This is a genomic window from Rummeliibacillus sp. NPDC094406, assembly GCF_044763875.1.
In the GTDB taxonomy this organism is placed as follows: Bacteria; Bacillota; Bacilli; order Bacillales_A; family Planococcaceae; genus Rummeliibacillus.
This window is the reverse complement of the sequence record NZ_JBIWGZ010000003.1, coordinates 243,097-265,187: the sequence shown is the minus strand read 5'-3', so window position 1 is coordinate 265,187 and position 22,091 is coordinate 243,097. Positions and strand designations below refer to the sequence as shown.

Here is a 22,091-nt window from a genome sequence, read left to right as displayed (position 1 = left end):
GTGATTGCAAGTGAAATGGTCGGAGTTATCCATCCATACAACAAACGAAGCTGTAGAACCTATCTCAAATATCTTGCATGAGGCAGGTGCAAGCGGTGTCGTTATTGAAGATTCAGAAGATCTATTCAAGATTCGAGAAAATGTATTTGGTGAGTTATACGAATTAGATCCAATAGATTTCCCAGTAGATGGAGTAATAGTAAAAGCCTATTTACCTGTCACAAGTTTTTTAGGAGAAACAGTAGAAGAAATTAAACTTGCAATCACTAACCTTATTAATTTTGATATTAATATTGGGGCCAACGAAGTATCTATTAGTGAAGTAAACGAAGAAGAATGGGCAACTGCATGGAAAAAATACTACCATCCAGTGAAGATTTCTAATCGTTTTACGATCGTTCCAACATGGGAAATTTATGAACCAGTTGATAGTGATGAACTAATTATTGAATTAGATCCTGGAATGGCTTTTGGAACAGGAACACACCCAACGACTGTAATGAGTTTACAAGCATTAGAAAAGTATGTGACAAAAAATTCTATGGTTACTGATGTTGGTACAGGTTCAGGTGTCTTAGCAATTGGTGCAGCAATGCTTGGGGCTAAACATGTTCATGCACTTGATCTGGATGAAGTAGCAGTACAATCGGCAAAACTAAATGTAAAACTAAACAAAGTCCAAGACCATATCGACATTGTTCAAGGAAACCTTTTAGACACTGTAGAAGAACCAGCTGATATAGTCGTAGCGAATATTTTAGCGGAAATTATTATGACTTTTACAGATGATGCTTATACTGTTGTTAAACCAGGCGGATATTTTATCACTTCTGGAATTATCGAAGCAAAAAAAGAGGATGTGAAAGCATCTCTTGAAAGTGCTGGCTTTATTATTGATGAAGTGATGATGATGGAAGACTGGGTTACAATTATTTCTCGTAAAGCCGAAAACTAATGGAGTGTACTCATGCAACGTTATTTTATCAATGAATCATTTGACAATGAATTAGCCATCATCAGTGGGGATGATGCTCACCATATTTCGAAAGTTATGCGTATGCGTGCCGGCGATGAAGTTATCGTCGTACATAATGGGGAAGCGACTATTAGTGAAATCGCCAAACTAAGTGATGAAGGAGTACATGTGCAAAAAACACAACGTACTCTTCCATCTCCAGAACTTCCTATCAATGTAACCATCGCATGTGGTTTACCGAAAGGCGATAAATTAGAGTTAATCGTCCAAAAATCAACAGAATTAGGAATGTACTCATTTATACCTTTTGAAGCTGAACGCTCAATTGTGAAATGGGACTATAAAAAAAGCAAAAAGAAGCAAGAACGATTGCAGAAAATTGCGAAAGAGGCTGCTGAGCAATCACATCGTACACATATACCAACAATTGACGAGCCTATTAGTTTCAAAAGGCTCTTACAAGAAGTGGAAAACTATGATGTTGTCTTCCTAGCAGATGAAGAAGATGCCAAACAAGAGGCACGTACGCGATTTGCCGAACAGTTAAAAAAGGTGTATGATTATAAATCAATGCTTGTCATCTTCGGTCCAGAAGGTGGAATTGATCGAGGGGAAGCGCAAGCTCTAAAACAATTAGGATGTCAGTGTATATCACTTGGACCTAGAATATTAAGAGCGGAAACTGCACCTTTCTATGTGCTTTCTGCTATTTCTTATGAATTTGAATGAAAGAGGTGAGCAGCCTTGTCTTCAGTGGCTTTTCACACACTTGGATGTAAAGTGAATCACTATGAAACAGAAGCTATTTGGCAACTGTTTAAAGATGAAGGTTATGAACGAAAAGAATTTGATCATCAAGCGGATGTATATGTGATTAACACATGTACTGTTACGAATACAGGGGATAAAAAAAGTCGTCAAGTCATTCGTCGTGCGATTCGCCAAAACCCAGATGCAGTAATTTGTGTTACAGGATGCTATGCTCAAACTTCTCCTGCAGAAATAATGGCTATCCCTGGCGTAGATATTGTTGTAGGTACACAAGACCGTATGAAAATGCTTGGATATATTGAACAATATAAACAAGAACGTCAACCTATTAATGCAGTAAAAAATATAATGAAAAATAGAGTATATGAAGAATTGGATGTACCGTTCTTCACAGACCGTACTCGTGCTTCCTTGAAAATTCAAGAAGGCTGTAATAACTTCTGCACTTTCTGCATTATTCCATGGGCTCGTGGACTAATGCGCTCTCGTGACCCAAAAGAAGTTGTTCACCAAGCACAACAACTTGTTGATGCAGGTTATTTAGAAATCGTTTTAACTGGTATCCACACTGGTGGTTATGGACAAGACTTAAAAGATTATAATTTAGCACAACTTTTACGTGATATAGAAACCAATGTAAAAGGTTTAAAACGTCTACGTATTAGTTCTATCGAAGCAAGTCAACTAACAGATGAGGTCATTGAAGTATTACGTGATTCTAAAGTTGTTGTGAATCATTTACACATTCCAATTCAATCTGGTTCTGACACAGTTTTAAAACGTATGCGTCGTAAATATACTATGGAATTCTTCGGTGAACGTTTAGATCGTTTACGTGAAGTGTTGCCAGACCTTGCGGTAACATCTGACGTAATTGTCGGTTTCCCAGGCGAAACAGAAGAAGAATTTATGGAAACTTATAACTTTATTGCAAAACATAAATTTGCAGAACTTCATGTATTCCCATTCTCAAAACGTACAGGAACTCCTGCAGCTCGTATGGAAGATCAAGTCGACGAAGAAGTGAAAAATGAACGTGTTCACCGTTTATTAACTTTAAACGATCAACTTGCAAAAGAATATGCTTCAAAATTTGAAGGTCAAGTTCTTGAAGTGATTCCTGAAGAAATGTTCACAGATGGTGAAGAAGCTGGGTTACTTACAGGATACACTGCTAACTATTTGAAAATTGTATTTGAAGGTACTGAAGATATAATCGGTAAACTAGTAAAAGTCAAAATTGACAATGCAGGATATCCTCATTCTCACGCACAATTTGTTCGAGTTATGGATACTGTCGAAGCATAATTTTAGAATATGTCAAAAAGCCTAGCGACCAAAGCTAGGCTTTTTTGTTATAGTTATAAATAACAATGAATTGAGGCGATGAAGATGAAAAAATTGACCATATCATTAATCATTATGACGCTCGTTGTCTCAAGCGTTATATTGATTGTCAATCATCAAACAAATCAAGGATTATTGAATAATAGTATTACGAATCATATGAATAGTAATAGTTCTATCAATAATATAGTAGAGCAAAACAAAAAGCCATCAAAGAATGTAACAAAGCAAGTTGAGAAAACTAAGGATAAGCAAATTACCAGCAAATCTTCTAACCAGGCAAAGAAATCGAAAAATATTGTCATCACAATTGACCCTGGTCATCAAATGTATGCAAATATTGAGCAGGAACCTGTTGCGCCTGGATCTTCGCAAACAAAGTATAAAGCCACTGTCGGTTCAAGGGGGATTGTTACAAGAAAACCAGAATACGCAATCACACTAGAGGCTTCTAAGATGCTACAAAAGAAATTGAAGAAAAAAGGATATCAAGTTTTTTTGACTCGCAAATCAAATGATGTAGATTTATCTAATCGTGATCGAGCTGAATTAGCGAACAAGCATAAATCAGATTTATTCATCCGAGTGCATGCGGATGGAGCAGAGAATTCGAATGCGAAAGGATTTTCAATCATTGCACCATCTAAGAATAATCCATACACAAAAAATGTCTTTGGAAATAGCCAAAAGGCATCCAAGACAATCGTTCAGCAAGTAGGAAAAGAATTTCCACTTTACCAAAACGGCTTAAGTTATCGAGCAGACTTATCTGGATTTAACTGGTCAAAGGTACCTGTAATATTAGTTGAATTAGGTTATGTTACAAATCCAGAGGAAGATCGCAATCTTTCGAATAAAAAGTATATGGATAAATTAACGACTTCTATCGCAAAAGGAGTAGGGAAATATCTACATGAAAATCAAAAGTAAAATACATTATATGTGTGCTTAATTTTGAATAGAAAACTTGCTCCTGCATTGCTTTGCTAGCTATGTCGGAAAAGATTTTACCTAAATATTTTTGGGTAGAATCTTTTTTTATGCTTTTTATTTTAATATCTAATATTTAGATGTTAAAGTATATTTAGAAAGGGATAAGAAATAAATTTCTTATTAATTAAAGGAGGAATATCCAAAATGGGACGTGTCGAAGGTAAAGTAGCATTAATAACAGGTGCAGCATCAGGTATTGGTTTAGCATCTGCACAATTATTGGCAAAAGAAGGAGCTAAAGTTGTTTTAGCAGACTTTAATATTGAAGGTGCTGAAAAAGAAGCAAAAGCATTACAAGAACAAGGTTATATAGCTTCTGCTGTATTCCTAGATGCAGGTCAACAAGAATCTATTAAAACTGCAGTAGAATTTACTGTGAACACATATGGTACGATTAATGTACTTTATAACAATGTTGGTATTACAAACTTAAAAAAAGATTTAGATGTTGTTAATATGGATTTAGAAGAATGGGATCGTTTGATGAACATCAACTTAAAATCTGTTCTACTTGGTGCTCGTTACGCTATTCCTTATTTGCAAAAAGCAGGTGGAGGTTCAATTATAAATACTACTTCAATGGCTGCATTTGCATCTGACTCAATTCGTTCAGCATATGGTGCATCAAAAGCAGCCGTAGCACATTTAACAAAATATATCGCAACTCAATACGGTAAAGAAAAAATTCGCTGTAATGCTATAGCACCTGGATTAATATTAACGCCAGCAGCAAAAAATAATTTACCTCAAGCAATGCTTGATATTTTCACTAAATACAATGCACTTCCTTACAATGGAGAAGCAGAAGATATAGGCTATGCAGTAGTTTATTTAGCTTCTGATGAATCTAAATTCATGACTGGTCAAGTATTACAAATTGAAGGTGGACACTACATTGGTAACCCAACAATCGCAGATCTTGATGCATGGATGGCTACACAACAAAAATAAAATCATGATGTAAAATGAAATTCAATTAAACAGAAAGCCGTATGTAAAAAAATTATACGGTTTTGTTTAATTGAATCAATTTCATAATGCAAAATTTATAAAATATACGAACATTTAACAATATCCATTTTTGTTCAACGCACCGCTTTCGACGGCGAGTCCTCGAAAACGCATTCGCATTTCCTTCGTGCGATGTTAATTCAGTGAGGTTCACTCATAGTACTACGGGAAAAGTTTGAGCCGAAAGTCCCGCAGGAACGTAGAAAAGGCATTGAAAAAGTAAAAACAGATGAAAATTTATTATAAAAATTTTGTGTTGCTATATTTGTTGATGTGGAAATAGCGAAGAGTCCTCGAAAATGCATTCGTATTTTCTTCGTGCGATGTTAATTCAGTGAAGTTCATTCAACATCCTGCGGGAAAACGAGCCAGACGAGACCCCGGAGCGTAGCGAGGAGGCTCGTCGGTTCGCCCGCGGAAAGCGAAGCTAATTCCACATCGTGCAGAAAGTAGATTATTTCCAGTATCTTTTGAAAGAACTACTAGGAATTAACTATTATTGTTTAATGTTTGTTTTGCGTTATTAGTGGAAAAGATATAATAAATCATGATAGACTTGAGATGTACGTACATCTACATTATTAAAGGAGTTTTCCATTATGTCTAAAAACTATGCTTCATATATTGATCACACCCTATTGAAACCAGAAGCAACTGAAGAACAAATCAAAAGTATTTGTGCAGAAGCAAAAGAATTTGGTTTTGCTTCAGTATGTGTAAATCCAACTTGGGTTAGTGTTGCTGCAGCTGAATTAAAAGATGCAACATCTAAAGTTTGTACAGTAATCGGGTTCCCATTAGGAGCTTCTACAAGTGCTACAAAAGCATTTGAAACAAAAGATGCAATCGCTAATGGCGCAGAAGAAATTGATATGGTAATCAATATTGGTGCTTTAAAAGGTAGTCAATATGATGTAGTTGAAAATGATATAAAAACGGTTGTAGAAGCAGCTAACGGTACTTTAGTAAAGGTAATAATCGAAGCTTGCCTTCTTTCAGACGAAGAGAAAGTAAAAGCGTGTGAATTGTCTGTTGCAGCTGGAGCAGATTTCGTGAAAACGTCTACTGGTTTTTCAACAGGTGGCGCTACAGCAGAAGATATTGCATTAATGCGTAAAACTGTTGGACCTGAACTTGGAGTAAAGGCATCTGGCGGTGTCAGAAGTTTAGAAGATTTAGAAGCAATGGTAGCAGCAGGAGCTACACGTATTGGTGCAAGCTCTGGTGTTAAGATTATGAAAGGTCAAAGTGCAAAAACAGACTATTAATTCGCCCAATAGTATTGACCAAAACATAGTAATAAGTTATAATTCTTTAGTACACAACGTTATTACGTTATTACGTAATGTTGTGCTTTGACGTGTGTTCGGAGGGAGGGAAAGAGAGATGTCAAAAACTGTCGTTAGAAAAAACGAATCGCTTGAAGATGCTCTTCGCCGCTTCAAACGTACTGTTTCTAAAAGTGGTACAATTCAAGAGGTAAGAAAACGCGAATTTTATGAAAAACCTAGCGTAAAACGCAAAAAGAAATCAGAAGCTGCACGTAAACGTAAGTGGTAATTTAAATTCCTAGACAATCCCTACGTTCTAAACACGCACTATCATGATTTAATAAACTCGCAAATGATCTAAGCCGAGAAATCTTAATTGATTTCTCGGCTTATTTAGTTTGTTTTTTTTATGTTTTTACAAGCCTTACCAAGTAGTTTGTGTTTTAATATAAATAAAGAAAATAATAACTTCGAAGGTGATTCCATGCAATATCTATGGACAGCTTTACAGCTAATTGGAATAGGGATCTTGATCTATTTTGTTAGTGGACGTCTTATAGGAACAAAACTTAATTTTATTAAAAAAGTACTTTCTGCTACGTTAAGTGTGGCCTTCACAACGTTTGTTTATTGGTATTCATATTTAAGATATACCAACTTCCCAAAGGAAGACATGATTCATGAAGTAACGAATATTAGCACGCTTGTTTGGGTTGGTAGTATGTTGCTCATTACAATGCTATTTTATTTAATATTGGAGCTATTTGACCCGATCAAGCTAGGAGAACGTGGGGAGAGACTGACTGGCAATCGAAATATTATCACTAGAGTACGTGGTACTTGGAAACGACAAAGACGTCTCACGCAAGTTTTTAGAATAGCTTTTAAACAAGGTGTAGGGCGTACACTAAAGTACAAAAGATCCTATGAAAATGACCGATATTTAGCTAGTACACTCCGCAACACGTTAGAAGAATGTGGCGGTATTTTTATCAAATTTGGACAAGTCCTTTCAACTAGAAAAGATACTTTACCACCTGCCTTTATCGAAGAACTTTCAAAGCTTCAGCAAAACGTCAAACCAATGACGGCTGACCAATTACATGATCAATTATCTATAGGTCTTCAAAAGCCGCTTGAAGAGGTATTCAAATATTTTGATGAAAAGCCTTTAGCCGCGGGGTCAATCGGACAGGTGCATAAAGCGTTATTAAAAGAAACTGGAGAAGAAGTAATCGTCAAACTATTAAGACCAGATGTGGCTTCAGTAATTAACCAAGATTTAGATATTCTTTTACACTTTTCGGAATGGCTTGTTGAAGAATCTTCCTGGGCGGAAAATTTAGGCTTGCATCAATTAGCTACTGGATTTGCAAATAATCTTCGAGAAGAAATTAATTTTGAAATTGAAGCAAGGAATATGGAACAACTGACAAATGCTTTGCACAAAGATAAAAAGAGTATCAAAATTCCAAAGGTTTACAAACAATATAGTAATCGAATGATATTAGTTATTGAATTTATACATGGGGTAAGTATACGTGATAGTGCATTATTATTGAAACAACATAGTATTAAGGAAGCAGATTTATTGCGCTCAATTTATGAAACATTCTTACAGGAATTACTTGTTACTGGGGTTTTCCATGCAGATCCACATCCAGGAAATATTTTCGTACAAGAGAGAACAGGTCAAGCGTGCTTTTTGGATTTCGGTGCGGTTGGAAGAATTGGACCAATTCAACAACAAGGGCTTCGAACACTGTTCATCGGCATCGAACGGAATAACCCACGGATTGTATTGGAAGGGCTAAAGCATTTAATTCAAGATGGAGAAATTCATGAGGAAGAAAATCTATTACAAGCGCTTAGTCAGTTACTAATTCAGTTATCTTATTTGGATAAAATTTCAGCACAAGAATTAGTTCAATGTCTATTTGTCATCATTCAAAAATTTGAATTACGGCTATATCCGATGGTAGGAGTTGCTTTACGTGCACTTATTACATTGGAAGGTTCACTAAATGTACTTGATACAAATTATAACCTTTTCACCGAAGCAAAACGTTTTACATCAAAAAACAAAAAAGATTTTCTACCGGTATCAAGTTTTAGAGATGCCAAAGAATTGTTGGAGCAAGAACTTGTTATGCTATTGCCAACATTACAAGATTTGCCTCGTCGCTTCGAAAGCATGGCAGAAGCTATTGAAAAAGGAAAAGTAACAGTTAAATTAGATGTTTTTTCAGAAAGAGCTAGTAATTCATTTGTCAATCAATGGTTATCTCTTTTCATGTTGTTGTTCGTGGGAATTACCATTGGGATTATTTCAGTGTCTTTATTAGCTATCTCTCAATTTATCAACTCGGTTTCTGCAATCTATTTAAATACAGCTTCCTTCTTAGGGTTGTTCCTTAGTGCAGTAATTCTTGTTCGACTATCCATTCACGCAATACGTAGTTCAAAAAAGGCTTAGTTGAAAATTGATGAAACTTATATCATGTTCATTCGTATGTTATAGAGATGAGATAGTTTGAATGAAGGGAGGGGAGAAGAGTTAGCTGATGAAAAAAGCGAATATTGTAATAGTCGCCATATTATCCGTATTATTTATTGCTAGTCCATACAATACTATTACGGTACATGCCGCCGGGGCTGATACTCAGCAAATTAGTGGTTGGCTTTTGTGGATGACACAACCAATTGTTGTTACTCTTTTACTTTGTATTGTAAGTATTGGTATTGTGTTACAAGTATTTTCGCCACATTTTGGTTTCGGTGGCATCATGAGTATTTTAGCACTATTGTTCTTTTACATGATTCATATGATTGCAGGATATGCAACATGGCAAAGCATTCTTTTATTAGTATTAGGTGTCATATTACTACTTTTAGAATTAATCGTGCCCGGCGGAATATTGGGTATTATGGGGTTTGCAGCAATTATTGTGAGTTTACTTAGTTCAGGGACAGATACGATGCATATGGCTTATGCAATTTTGACAGCCTTAATCGTGGCTGTCTTAGGAATGGTGATTATGATGAAATTTTTTGGGAAAAAGTTAAATGTTTTTAACAAAATGGTTTTAAACGATTCAACCGATACGGAGAAAGGCTATGTATCAAATGAAAATCGGGTAGAGTTATTAGGGAAGGAAGCGATTACAACGACTCCTCTCCGTCCTTCAGGTACAGCAATGCTTGGAGAAGAGCGAATTGATGTAGTAACAGAAGGTGGCTATATCGATGCCCATAAAAAGGTAACAATTATTAAAGTAGAAGGCGTTCGTATAGTCGTACGAGAGTCTCATAACGTTTAGGGGGATAAAAATGGTTTTAACAAGTAGTTTAATTGCTACAATTATCGGAATTGTAGTGGTATTTTTAGCACTTGTAGTATTATTTACGTTTGTACCAGTTGCACTTTGGATTTCTGCATTAGCAGCGGGTGTTAAAGTAAGTATTTTCACTTTAGTGGGGATGCGTTTACGTCGAGTAATTCCTTCACGTATCGTCAATCCTTTAATCAAAGCTCATAAAGCAGGTCTTCCTGTAACAATTAACCAATTTGAAAGCCATTATCTTGCAGGAGGTAATGTCGATCGCGTTGTGAATGCACTGATCGCAGCTCACCGCGCCAATATTGCGCTAACATTTGAACGTTGCGCTGCAATTGATTTAGCTGGACGTGACGTGTTACAAGCAGTACAAATGTCAGTAAATCCAAAAGTTATCGAAACGCCATTTATCGCAGGTGTTGCGATGAATGGTATTGAAGTAAAAGCAAAAGCGCGTATTACAGTTCGCGCTAATATTGATCGCTTAGTCGGTGGTGCAGGTGAAGAAACGATCGTTGCACGTGTTGGTGAAGGGATTGTAAGTACAATTGGTAGTTCGAAAAGTCATACAGATGTACTTGAAAACCCAGATTCAATCTCACAAACAGTATTGTCAAAAGGCTTAGACTCAGGTACAGCATTTGAAATTCTTTCCATTGATATCGCAGATGTTGATGTCGGCAAAAACATCGGTGCGGAATTGCAAATCGAGCAAGCACAAGCGGATAAAAACATTGCTCAAGCGAAAGCTGAAGAACGTCGTGCAATGGCAGTTGCATCTGAACAAGAAATGATTGCTAGAGTACAAGAGATGAAAGCGAAAGTGGTTGAAGCAGAAGCAGAAGTACCAATGGCAATGGCAGAAGCTTTGCGTACAGGAAATATCGGTATTATGGATTATATGAATTACAAAAATATTCAAGCGGATACTGGTATGCGTGATTCCATCGGTAAGATGAATCAAAATGGTTATGATACTAATAAAACAACTGATGAAAAATGATATAGTGAATGAAGAAAGGGGGATGCATTTGTGGAAGCGCTAATAATCATAATCATCTCTTCGATTATCGGCTATTTCTTAAAAAACAAAGGCGAAGAAGCTTCAGAAACACCTCCTCCAGTTAACCGTAGAATGCAACGGGTAGAACCAAAAAAAATAGAACAAACGATGCGTCGTAAGTTGGATGAAGTTACGAAAACTGTTTTACAAGATATTGAGAAAAAAGTTCCTGAATCAGATGAATTGAAAAAACAAGCTACTCAAATGCTTGGAAAAGTGGAGCAACCAGTAGAGAAAAAGATATTTGAACGAGCTGATCGAACTGCAACTGATCGAACTGCAATCATGCAAACAGCGGTAAAAAAGTCCGTTTCTAAAAAAGAAAGCACTACCTCAACTGGATTTACATTTCCAAAAAACTCAAATGAGTTAGCTCAAGCATTTGTAATGGCTGAAATTTTAGGACCACCAAAATCAAAAAGATAACACATGCCCTCCTCTCTTGAAGCATATGCTAAAAAGAGAGGGGGTTTTTTATGTCGAAAAGGCTGTTACAAGTCATGCCTCTGATCGAAATTGAAAACTTCCAGCAAATTAGAATCAGAGGAGATTTAATGCTTGAAACGATTGCAGACCACCACATGATTTTTTTGCATGAAGATTTCCGTATTAAAATTGAAGCAGAATCCTTTCATGTGAAACTTCTTCGAGATGAATTGTTGGCACTTGAAATGAAAAACTTAAAAAAAATTGAGCTTACCAGAATAGAGGATTAGGATGTATGAAAAAAAGTCGAGAATATCGCATTGTTCGAATTCGTATCAAACGAACGAAAAGACTCCCAGCTTTTTTGAACGCTCTAACAAAATCTAAAATCGTATTGCGTCACCTCACAACAACTGAAAATGAAGTGACTTTCCACACTGTTCGAAGACATCTTCCGACCATTCGAAAATTACGCTATCAATATGGTATTTCTTTTCGGATTGAGTCATTAGATGACGATCAAGTATTACGTAAAGAGTGGATTGTCTATGCAGGATTAGCCATCTTACTTGTCATTCCTTTTTTATTTTCACAATGGATTTGGCAAGTATCTATAGAAAAAGCCACTCCAGAGCAAACCGAAGAATTATCCACAACTTTAAAAGAAATGCACTTAGCAGGACCATTTATGAAAAAAGATAAACCAGACGATTCACTAATACGGCAATATATTTTATCAAAACATCGAGATTTATCTTGGGTCCACATTCATCGAAGAGGAAGTAAGGTGATTTTCGAGCCATTAGCTGCCCCAACAATAGAAAACGAAGTAAACAATGATACAGTAAAAGGTAATTTAATCGCAAATAAAAGCGGTGTAATTACACATTTTAACTTACAAAAGGGAGAAAGAGTGGTTGAAGAAAATGATGCTGTCAAAAATGGTGAATTACTGGTATCAGGTGTTTTAAAACGTGGTGAAGAAGATATTGTCTATGGAGCTGAAGGAGAAGTATATGCAGATTACTGGATAGAATCAGATTTTTCAATGCCTAAAAAGATTTCTTATCAGACGATGGGAGAAAAAACATATCATTTTCGATGGGCAAATGAAAAAAAGAGTAACAAGGAATGGAAAGTTGTAAATTTACCTAAGTGGTTTTCATCGATTGGTGAGGTCTACTTACAGCAAGAATTAATCGAAAAAAAGGTTACGCTTGATGAAAAATCAGTGGAAGATATCGTAATTCCCCTATTGCATCAAAAATATGTAAAAGAATTACCACCAAAAACCGTTGTAAAACGTGAAAAACTTTTGAATGTTACTATTGATAATGATACAGTTAAGGGGAAAGTATTGTTTTTAGTGAATGAAAATATTGCAATTAAACAAGCGATTAACCAAGGAGATTGAGCATGACAGAACAACAACCAATTCAATTACAAATGCAAGATCCAAATGAAGCAGTCATGCTTCTAGGCATTTCTGATGCCAATTTAAAATTAATCGAGGAAGCTTTCCAAATTCAAATGATTACCCGCGGTGATTCGATTGTCATTGTCGGAGAAGAAGAAAATAAACAACAAGCAAGTTTATTAGTACAGCAATTATTGATAGTAATCCGAAAAGGCATTAACATCAATCAGCGTGATGTAGTGTCAGCACTCGAAATGTCTAAAAATGGCACGGTTGAATATTTTTCTGAGCTTTATGATGAAGTGATTGCACGTAATACAAAAGGAAAAATAATCCGTGCAAAAACAATAGGGCAAAGACAGTATATTCAAGCAATCCGTCATAAAGATTTGGTTTTTTGTATTGGACCTGCTGGAACAGGTAAAACGTATTTGGCTGTAGTCATGGCTACACAAGCATTGAAGAATGGTCATGTAAAAAGAATTATTTTAACAAGACCAGCAGTTGAAGCTGGTGAAAGCTTAGGTTTCTTACCTGGAGATTTAAAAGAAAAGGTTGACCCTTATTTAAGACCGCTATATGATGCGTTACACGATGTCTTAGGTGCGGAACAAACTGCACGTATGATTGAACGTGGAACAATTGAAATTGCCCCTCTAGCTTATATGCGTGGTCGTACGTTAGATGATGCTTTTGTTATTTTAGATGAAGCACAAAATACAACAGAAGCTCAGATGAAAATGTTTCTAACGCGTTTAGGATTTGGCTCTAAAATGGTCATAACAGGTGATAAAACACAAATTGACCTACCTAAGGGTGCGAAATCCGGTCTTATTAGTGCAGAAAACACCCTGCGTCATGTAAAAGATATCGAAATTAGAATTTTAGAACAAGCTGATGTTGTGAGACATCCTCTCGTTGCGAAAATTATTCAAGCTTATGATGAACACAAATAACATAGAATAAACTGAAATCAGGGGTGCATAATTGTGCTTCTGATTTTTTTTGAATTGTAAAAGAGGGGGAGTTTAGTAAGTATTGCTAATAAGAGGGTGAGTTATTAGAGCTGTGTATGGTGCTAATAAAAACCAAGTAGTGCCAATCACCAATGTGAAGATGTCATCTAATTTATGGAAAAATGAAATAATATTACTAATTGATACTAAATAATGATGGAAAAACTTCGGACACTTGGTATGATAAAAGTAGATAGGAGGTAGTACTGTGATTAATTTCATAAAAACACTACACCAATATGTCCGTTTTCCCTTATTATTAGCAAGTTTACTAGCAATAACGGGAATTATACAATTTGTCCTTATGGTAAGAGATATAGAGGGAGAGCATTATGATTTAAAGCTATTTCAATTATCCCCTGAAACAATCCGCTCTGTAAAAACAGTGGAGGATACAGAGAAAACAGATGAAGATCGAGAAAGAGTTGCTAGTGAAGTCACTCCAGTTTATTCGTTTTCTCCAGAAATCGGAAAAAACCAAGCGGCCATCATTAAATCTACATTCGACTACATAATCGAAGTGAAAGAAACGATAGGAAGTGAAAAGAAAAAGTTAAGTAAAGACAGTTTATTAGTAGAAGAGATTAAAAGTTTGCGAGAGAAATTAGATGGAATTGATACGAATGGACAAACTATACGATTTACTACACAAGAACTTTCAACACTATTATCACAAGATGAGAAAGATCTCATATCAACTCGAGATGCATTAACATCAATCGTATCTAAAAAGTTATCTGAGCCGATTCGTCAAGAACAAGTTACTGATGCTAAAGCAAGTGTTGAAAAGTCTGTCCGAGATAGTTTTACCATACCAGATAATCTCCGAGCAATTGCTATAACAATATCGAGAACATCAATCGTAGAAACTGACAAGGTAGATAGTAAACTTACGAAAGAAAGAATAGAACAAGAAAAAGCAAATGTCGATCCGACTAGAATTTTACAAGGCCAAATTATTGTACAAGAAGGCCAATTAATCGATCGAGATGTTTATCACCAACTTGAAATAACAGGAATGTTATCTAATAATCATTCGGTTAAGCCAATCGTGGGTCTAGGGTTGTTCATCCTTTTACAGATGGCATTCTTTTATGCAGTATTTTATAATTGGAAGGCTGATACAAAACTAAAAACGCGCAATTTGATGATTACGATTATAATTTATCTTTCATCAATTGTAGTAATGAAGTTATTAGATTTAGTATCCAGTGAATTCGATGTTATGATAGGTTTTTTATTCCCAGCAGCAGTTGTACCTATGCTCATACGGGTATTAGTTAATGAGCGTATTGCAATACTTACTACGATAATGACAGCAGCAGTTGGGGGAATTGTATTCCAAGAAGGCTATTCATCTGTTATTCAGATGGAAGTATCTTTGTATATTATATTCAGCGGATTTGCTAGTATCTATTTCATGAGGAATGCGAAAAAAAGATCCAGTGTTATGTCCAATAGTCTTTATGTTTCTGCTGTTAATATTGCATTTATCGCGTTTTATCTGCTTCTCTCACAATCAAATTATGGTGCAAAAGAATTGATTTATTATTTAATAGCAGCAATCGTATCCGCAATATTATCAGGAGCATTAACACTAGGATTACTGCCTTTTATTGAATCAGCATTTGGTATGTTATCTACATACCGTTTAATCGAACTTTCAAATCCGAACCATCCATTATTGAAGAAAATATTAGTGGAAACACCCGGAACTTATCATCATAGTGTCATGGTAGCCAATTTAGCGGATGCAGCTTGTGAAGCAATTGGGGCAGATGGTTTACTAGCGCGAGTGGGTTGTTATTATCATGATATTGGCAAAACAAAAAGACCTGCTTTTTTTGTTGAAAACCAAATGTCAGGGATCAATCCACATGATCAATTGCCACCAAAGACAAGTAGAGATATTATTATTGCTCATGCAGAAGATGGTGCTAAAATATTAGAGCAACATAAAATGCCAAAAGAAATAGTCGATATAGCAAGACAACACCATGGTACAAGTTTAGTGAAGTTTTTTTACTATAAAGAGAAAGAAAATAACCCGGATGTGGACGAATTTGCATTTCGTTATGCAGGACCGAAGCCACAAACGAAAGAAATTGCTATAATATGTGTAGCAGATAGTGTTGAAGCAGCTGTACGCTCGATGAAGAATCCAACATCAGAGGGAATTCAGCAGCTCGTTCACAATATTGTACAAGACAAATTGCAGGATGGACAGTTTGATGAATGTGATCTTTCTTTCCGAGAACTTAAAACAGTAGAACATGTTTTTTGTGAAACTTTAAATGGAATCTTCCATTCACGTATTGAATATCCGAAGCCAAAATAAGCCTAGGAGGCATAAAATGAGTTTGAACATCGATTTTTTAGATGAAACAGGAAAAGTAAAGGAATCTGATGTTGCACTAGTGGAAAGTCTTTTGCAACACGCAGCAAAAGTAGAAAATATCGAAGATGGTACTGAAATTTCAATCACCTTTGTAACAAATGAAGCCATACATGAGATAAACCGTGAGTACCGCCATAAAGACGCGCCAACAGATGTAATCTCTTTTGCGCTTGAAGAAGTTGGAGAAGGAGAAACACCGATTATTGCTGAGGGTATGCCACGGATTTTAGGTGATGTCATTATTTCAATAGACCGTACAAGGGAACAAGCGGAAGAATACGGTCATTCATTTGAGCGTGAATTAGGATTCCTTGCTGTACACGGTTTCCTTCATGTCCTTGGATATGACCATATGGTTCCTGAAGATGAAAAAATTATGTTTGGTAAGCAAGATGCGATTTTAGAATCTTACGGTTTATCACGTGATAATAATGGACACGCGTAAGTTTTTTCATTCTTTTAAATATGCAATTGCAGGGCTAAAACAAGTAATGGCTGAGCAAAACTTTCGCTTTGATTTAATGGTAGCATGCATTGTCATTGTTGCAGGTGCATTTACAGGTTTATCTAAAATAGAGTGGATGATTCTCGTTCTCGTTATGGCAATTATGCTATCGCTTGAAATGGTTAATACGGCAATTGAGCGAGTTGTAGATCTAGCTTCTCCTGAAAGACACCCACTAGCGAAAGCTGCAAAGGATATCGCAGCAGGTGCTGTATTTGTTTTTGCATGCGCAAGTGTTATAATCGGAATACTTATATTTTTACCTAAATGGATGAATTTATGGATTTGAGGTGTTTAAATGGATAAAGAACAGTTAATGGACCTTGCAAAAGAAGGTAGAGAAAAAGCATATGTACCCTATTCAAAATTTAAAGTTGGCGCAGCATTATTAACTGCGGATGGCAAAGTGTATAAAGGATGTAATATTGAAAACTCAGGTTATTCAATGACGAACTGTGCAGAACGTACAGCAATGTTCAAGGCTGTTTCAGAAGGGGAACGAGATTTTGCGGCAATCGCGATTGTAGCTGATACTGATGGACCTTGTTCACCATGTGGAGCATGCAGACAAGTTATTTCAGAATTTTGCGCACCAAATATGCCAGTATACTTAACAAATATGAAAGGCGACGTGAAAGAAACAACTGTAGCAGAGTTGTTACCTGGCGCCTTTTCACCGGAGGATTTATTGAATGCAGGAAAATAAAGGTTTTAAATCAGGATTTGTTACCATCGTAGGACGACCAAACGTAGGTAAATCAACGTTTTTAAATAATGTAATTGGTCAAAAAATTGCTATTATGAGTGACAAACCTCAAACTACCCGTAACAAAGTACAAGGTGTATACACAACAGATGATTCACAAATGATTTTCATCGACACACCAGGTATTCATAAACCAAAGCATAAACTTGGCGAATTCATGCTAAAAGTATCAAAAAATGCTTTGCGTGAAGTTGAAGCCATTATGTTTATGGTAAATGCGACACAAAAGCTTGGTGCTGGTGATAAATTCGTTATGGAAATGCTACAAGGCACTAAAACACCTGTCTTTTTAGTAGTGAATAAAATTGATGCAATACACCCTGATGAGTTGTTTGAAATAATCGAATCATATAAAGCTGAATTTGAATTTGCAGAAATCATTCCAATCTCAGCCCTTCAAGGTAACAATGTACAACAATTACTTGATACATTGAAAAAATATTTGCCAGAAGGCCCTCAATATTACCCTGCTGATCAAGTGACAGATCACCCAGAACGTTTTATCATTGCAGAACTTATTCGTGAAAAAGTTCTTCACTTAACTCGCGATGAAATACCACATTCTATAGCAGTAGAAATTGAAAAAATTGCAAAAGATGAAGAAAAAGATTTAGTTCGTATCAATGCCTCTATAATTGTTGAGCGTGACTCTCAAAAAGGGATTGTCATAGGTAAACGTGGTGCTTTATTAAAAGAAATTGGTACGCGTGCTCGTAAAGATATTGAAACGTTACTTGGAAGTAAAGTCTATTTGGAACTTTGGGTAAAAGTTCAAAAGGATTGGCGTGACCGTGCATCGCAACTTCGTGATTACGGCTATCGTGATGATGAATATTAAAAAACGCTAGGAAGTGAAGACAATTGCTGAATAAATGGGAAGGCATTGTCTTAAAAACACGACCATACGGTGAGACAAACAAAGTCGTCACACTGATGACAAGAGAAGTTGGCAAAATTGCAGCCATGGCTAGAGGTGCTAAAAAGCCTTCTAGTCGATTAGCTGCCATTAGCCAACCATTTGTACATGGAACCTTTATGATTCAGCAAGGTCGTGGCATGGGGACATTGCAACAAGGGGAACCTTTAGAATCCATGCGACATATTCAAGAAGACATTGTTGCAACAGCTTATGCTAGTTATGTTGTTGAAATTGTTGATCGTTTAGTAGAATCTGATAGACCAGATCCTTATGCATTTGATGTATTATCACAAGCACTCCATGCGATTGAAGAAGGCTATGATCCAGAAGCAATTGCAACGTTTGTGGAGTGGAAGATGTTACCATACACTGGTGTCCAACCAATTTTACATGCATGTGCAAGTTGCGGTGCAGTTGAAGGGGAATTCGCCTTTTCGTTTACGCAAGGTGGTTTTTTATGTCATCGGTGCTTTCATCAAGATCCCTATCTCATTCGCTTAACACCAACTCAACTGAAACTAATCCGTATGTTTTATAATGTACCAATCGATCAAATTGGTAAACTTACGTTAAAAAAAGAGACAAAGGGTTTTATACGTAAAATTGTAACTACAATCTATGAAGAACAAACCGGCATGCGATTTAAAAGTCGATCTTTTATTGAACAACTAGAGAGAACACCATTGCTTTTCAATGCTCATTTTAATAGTCAAACTCATGAGAATGAAGAGGGGAAAATCCAAGCAAACGATGATGAAGTATAATCATTGATTGCTTGGATTTTATTCATATTGGATAAAAAGAAGTTGAAATATAAAATTTGAGGGTAAGTAAGGGTACTGAAAAAGTGTTTAAATACAAATATTAATAGTATTAATCTGTTTGCTGCATGATGTGGAATTAGCTTCGCTTTCCGCGGGCGAGCGTTGAGTCTCCTCGGCAGCTCCTCGCTGCCTGCGGGGTCTCAACTGTCTCGCTTTCCCGCAGGAGTCTTTGCTAATTCCACATCAACAAAGATTGCTAAACAAGATTTTTATATAATCTTTCATTTATTTTTACTTTTTGAATGCCTTCAACTTAGTGTTACTTAGTTGAAGTGTGCTACGCGATGCAGACTTCAACGAGGAGATTCGTGGAAAACACCGTCTACAAATGCTAATTTAAGCATGTACAAAAATGATTGTTTAATGATGTACATTTTTATATTCACATTTACAATCTGTAGCGAAAATCTAATTTTGAATATGGAAAAACCTAAAATTGATTATTGAGATTGATTCATTTAGATATTCCAAGATTGATGCCATATATGAATGAAAAGTTACCAATAGAGCGAAAGACAGGCGACTCCTGCGGGAAGAGCAAGCGAATCAAGACCCCGCACGAACGCAGTGAGGAGGAGGCTTGCATCTGACGTTTCACTTTCGATGCAGGAAAACATCTGATGCTTGCCCGCGGAAAGCGCCTGTCTGTAGCGAAACATCCAAATCTGAAAACTGAAAAGTTTATGTGTTGAAATGTTGGTATTTAAAAACCGGAAAAGCATTTATGAAATTGATTCAATTGAACTTCTTTTAATATTAATTTTGACTTTTTTCAAATGAATTGCATATAATATGAATATATGAACGGATAATCATATATTCATTTAGTACTGTAACTTTATTGAAAGGAGCCTTTATTTTGCGAGAAGAAAAAATACCATTTGAAACAGAAGATTTAGACGAAGAAATATTATTTCTCGTTTCACAAACATTTAAAGCTATTAGTGATCCTACTCGTATTCGGATTTTAAATTTATTAAGTAAAAGAGAGCACTCAGTAAATGAGATAGGTGAAACATTAAATTTAAAACAATCTACCGTGTCTCATCAATTGAGTTTTTTAAAAAATTTAAGATTAGTAAAATTCCGTCGTGAAGGAACGACTCTTTATTATTCACAAGATGATGAGCATGTCATGGCAATCCTGCAGCAAACTATTGATCATGCAAAACATAATTAGGGAGTGAAGTAGTTATGGGGCATTCACATGAGGGGCATAGCCATGATCATACACATGGTGCAAACAAGAAAACGTTACTAATAGCATTTATCATCATTACAGCTTATATGATTGTTGAGGTGATAGGAGGATACATCACAAATAGTTTAGCGTTATTATCAGATGCTGGACATATGATAAGTGATTCGATGTCTCTTGGTATTGGTGTATTCGCATTTTCTATCAGTGAAAGGGTAGCGAATTACCAAAATACGTATGGTTACAAACGATTTGAAATTTTAGCTGCGGTTTTAAATGGTGTGACATTAATTTTGATTGCTATTTTCATTTTTATCGAAGCAATTCAACGTTTCGCAAATCCTCCGGAGATAGCTTCAAATGGGATGTTGATTATTGCCGTCATAGGACTATTAGTGAATATTCTAGTGGCATGGATATTGATGCGTGGTGGGGATACACATGATAATTTGAATATGCGTGCAGCTTTCTTACATGTAATTAGCGATATGCTTGGTTCTGTTGGAGCTATTTTAGCAGCTTTATTCATCATGTTCTTTGGCTGGGAATGGGCTGATCCATTAGCAAGTATTATTGTTGCGGTACTGGTATTAATGAGTGGATGGCGAGTTACAAGAGATTCAGTTCATGTACTAATGGAAGGTACGCCTTCTAATGTAGAAATGGACGATATTATTCGTACATTACGTGAATCAGATGGGGTTACTGACTTACATGATTTACACATATGGACGATTACAAGTGGACAAAATGCTCTTTCTTGTCATCTTGTCGTTGATGGCTCATTAACCATAAAAGAAAGTCAAGATATTCTTCAAGTACTCGAGCATAAATTACATCATTTAGGTATTGGTCATATGACAGTCCAGCTTGAGATGGATTCTCATAAACATGAAAATACGATTTTATGTAATTTAGATTCAAAGTACGAGCATCATCATGAACATTAATTCATTTATAATAGTATTGAAAAGAATTCATCTAGAAAACATTCTAGATGAATTCTTTTTTATGGCTATATTCTGATAGAATCATGTAATTAAACAATTAACTTAAGGTTCATTGCCTATCGATACCAATCTGTAGCATGCATACAATAGAAGTAAAAATAGAGGGAAGGGAATATTAATGTCTAACAGTTATTTAGATTTATTGGCCTATTTTGGAATTGGCGGGGCACATCCAGGAGGGTTTCCTCTTACTATTGAAATTTTTGAAAAAGAATTGATCCAGCCTGATCATCATGTTCTTGATATAGGATGTGGCACCGGACAAACCGCAGCTTTTTTAGCGAATCACTTTGGCTGCAAAGTAACAGCCATAGATATTAATCCAATCATGATTGAAAAAGCGAAAAAGCGATTTGAAAATGATGGACTTGATATCAAAGTAATTTTAGGAGATATACAAGATATGAATTTTGTGGATCATTCTTTTGATTTCATTGTTTCTGAATCAGTTATTTCATTTACTAATATTGATAAAACTTTATCTGAGCTATCGCGAGTATTAAAAGAAAATGGTAGTTTGATGATGATTGAAATGACAGCAGAACAATCTTTGTCTGAAGATTTACAAGAACAGGTAAGCAATCTCTATGGAATTAAAGAAATTTTAAACGAAGAAGAGTGGATCTTCCGTTTGCAGCAAAAAGGCTTTACAAAAATTGATAAGCTGCGAACTCCCTCCGTACTAAGTCCTAGTGATATTGATGATATGGACATATCGGACAACATTTCGATCGATTTATATGATTTGTGGGAAGAACATAATCAATTTATCGAGCAAAATGGGCATCTCATTAGATACCGTGTATTTAAATGTCACCTAACTTGATGTTCAGAAATATTGA

Annotated in this window: 23 protein-coding genes; all 23 read left to right on the top strand. The window is 35.9% G+C overall.

Going from position 1 to position 22,091, the window contains the following annotated elements:
* Positions 1-10: 10 nt before the first annotated feature.
* Complete coding sequence (prmA, locus tag ACIQ4I_RS09695; RefSeq protein WP_403095718.1) at positions 11-955, top strand: 50S ribosomal protein L11 methyltransferase; 945 nt, start codon at positions 11-13, stop codon at positions 953-955.
* Positions 956-967: 12 nt separating this feature from the next.
* A complete protein-coding gene (locus ACIQ4I_RS09690; RefSeq protein WP_403095716.1) occupies positions 968-1,705 on the top strand; it encodes a 16S rRNA (uracil(1498)-N(3))-methyltransferase in 738 nt (245 codons plus the stop codon).
* A 15-nt stretch (positions 1,706-1,720) separates the two neighbouring features.
* Positions 1,721-3,055, top strand: coding sequence for a tRNA (N(6)-L-threonylcarbamoyladenosine(37)-C(2))-methylthiotransferase MtaB (mtaB, locus tag ACIQ4I_RS09685; RefSeq protein WP_403095715.1), 1,335 nt, complete (start codon positions 1,721-1,723; stop codon positions 3,053-3,055).
* An 84-nt stretch (positions 3,056-3,139) separates the two neighbouring features.
* Positions 3,140-4,024: an N-acetylmuramoyl-L-alanine amidase family protein gene (locus tag ACIQ4I_RS09680; protein WP_403095713.1), complete on the top strand. Its 885-nt coding sequence runs from the start codon at positions 3,140-3,142 to the stop codon at positions 4,022-4,024.
* Between the two features lie 207 nt (positions 4,025-4,231).
* On the top strand, positions 4,232-5,038 hold the full coding sequence (locus ACIQ4I_RS09675) for an SDR family NAD(P)-dependent oxidoreductase (protein ID WP_403095711.1): 807 nt from the start codon (positions 4,232-4,234) through the stop codon (positions 5,036-5,038).
* A 659-nt stretch (positions 5,039-5,697) separates the two neighbouring features.
* Positions 5,698-6,366, top strand: a complete 669-nt coding sequence (gene deoC / locus ACIQ4I_RS09670; RefSeq protein ID WP_403095709.1) for a deoxyribose-phosphate aldolase — start codon at positions 5,698-5,700, stop codon at positions 6,364-6,366.
* Between the two features lie 118 nt (positions 6,367-6,484).
* Positions 6,485-6,658 carry a 30S ribosomal protein S21 gene (gene rpsU / locus ACIQ4I_RS09665; RefSeq protein WP_004227078.1) on the top strand — a complete coding sequence of 58 codons (174 nt, stop codon included), beginning with the start codon at positions 6,485-6,487 and terminating at the stop codon, positions 6,656-6,658.
* Between the two features lie 195 nt (positions 6,659-6,853).
* On the top strand, positions 6,854-8,845 hold the full coding sequence (locus ACIQ4I_RS09660) for an ABC1 kinase family protein (protein WP_403095707.1): 1,992 nt from the start codon (positions 6,854-6,856) through the stop codon (positions 8,843-8,845).
* 88 nt (positions 8,846-8,933) lie between these two features.
* Positions 8,934-9,689, top strand: a complete 756-nt coding sequence (locus tag ACIQ4I_RS09655; RefSeq protein ID WP_403095705.1) for an NfeD family protein — start codon at positions 8,934-8,936, stop codon at positions 9,687-9,689.
* 10 nt (positions 9,690-9,699) lie between these two features.
* The gene (gene floA / locus ACIQ4I_RS09650) at positions 9,700-10,710 is read left to right on the top strand and encodes a flotillin-like protein FloA (protein ID WP_403095703.1); all 1,011 of its coding nucleotides are present in this window, start codon (positions 9,700-9,702) and stop codon (positions 10,708-10,710) included.
* Between the two features lie 30 nt (positions 10,711-10,740).
* A complete protein-coding gene (locus ACIQ4I_RS09645) occupies positions 10,741-11,196 on the top strand; it encodes a hypothetical protein (protein WP_403095701.1) in 456 nt (151 codons plus the stop codon).
* Between the two features lie 50 nt (positions 11,197-11,246).
* Positions 11,247-11,486: a hypothetical protein gene (locus tag ACIQ4I_RS09640; RefSeq protein ID WP_403095699.1), complete on the top strand. Its 240-nt coding sequence runs from the start codon at positions 11,247-11,249 to the stop codon at positions 11,484-11,486.
* Between the two features lie 5 nt (positions 11,487-11,491).
* Positions 11,492-12,610: a sporulation protein YqfD gene (locus ACIQ4I_RS09635; protein WP_403095698.1), complete on the top strand. Its 1,119-nt coding sequence runs from the start codon at positions 11,492-11,494 to the stop codon at positions 12,608-12,610.
* Positions 12,611-12,612: 2 nt separating this feature from the next.
* Positions 12,613-13,569 carry a PhoH family protein gene (locus tag ACIQ4I_RS09630; RefSeq protein ID WP_403095696.1) on the top strand — a complete coding sequence of 319 codons (957 nt, stop codon included), beginning with the start codon at positions 12,613-12,615 and terminating at the stop codon, positions 13,567-13,569.
* A 268-nt stretch (positions 13,570-13,837) separates the two neighbouring features.
* Positions 13,838-15,967, top strand: coding sequence for an HD family phosphohydrolase (locus tag ACIQ4I_RS09625; protein WP_403095694.1), 2,130 nt, complete (start codon positions 13,838-13,840; stop codon positions 15,965-15,967).
* 16 nt (positions 15,968-15,983) lie between these two features.
* The gene (gene ybeY / locus ACIQ4I_RS09620; protein ID WP_403095692.1) at positions 15,984-16,472 is read left to right on the top strand and encodes an rRNA maturation RNase YbeY; all 489 of its coding nucleotides are present in this window, start codon (positions 15,984-15,986) and stop codon (positions 16,470-16,472) included.
* Entirely contained in the window at positions 16,459-16,821 is a 363-nt protein-coding gene (locus tag ACIQ4I_RS09615; RefSeq protein WP_403095690.1) for a diacylglycerol kinase family protein, read from the top strand. Before ybeY ends, ACIQ4I_RS09615 begins: the two co-directional genes overlap by 14 nt.
* A 9-nt stretch (positions 16,822-16,830) precedes the next feature.
* Positions 16,831-17,238 carry a cytidine deaminase gene (locus ACIQ4I_RS09610; protein WP_397539356.1) on the top strand — a complete coding sequence of 136 codons (408 nt, stop codon included), beginning with the start codon at positions 16,831-16,833 and terminating at the stop codon, positions 17,236-17,238.
* Complete coding sequence (gene era, locus ACIQ4I_RS09605) at positions 17,225-18,136, top strand: GTPase Era (RefSeq protein WP_403095688.1); 912 nt, start codon at positions 17,225-17,227, stop codon at positions 18,134-18,136. Before ACIQ4I_RS09610 ends, era begins: the two co-directional genes overlap by 14 nt.
* 23 nt (positions 18,137-18,159) lie before the next feature.
* A complete protein-coding gene (gene recO / locus ACIQ4I_RS09600; RefSeq protein WP_403095686.1) occupies positions 18,160-18,981 on the top strand; it encodes a DNA repair protein RecO in 822 nt (273 codons plus the stop codon).
* 916 nt (positions 18,982-19,897) lie between these two features.
* Entirely contained in the window at positions 19,898-20,221 is a 324-nt protein-coding gene (locus ACIQ4I_RS09595) for an ArsR/SmtB family transcription factor (protein ID WP_403096125.1), read from the top strand.
* Positions 20,222-20,235: 14 nt separating this feature from the next.
* Entirely contained in the window at positions 20,236-21,189 is a 954-nt protein-coding gene (locus tag ACIQ4I_RS09590; RefSeq protein ID WP_403095684.1) for a cation diffusion facilitator family transporter, read from the top strand.
* A gap of 178 nt (positions 21,190-21,367) precedes the next feature.
* The gene (locus ACIQ4I_RS09585; protein ID WP_403095682.1) at positions 21,368-22,075 is read left to right on the top strand and encodes a class I SAM-dependent methyltransferase; all 708 of its coding nucleotides are present in this window, start codon (positions 21,368-21,370) and stop codon (positions 22,073-22,075) included.
* Positions 22,076-22,091: the final 16 nt, after the last annotated feature.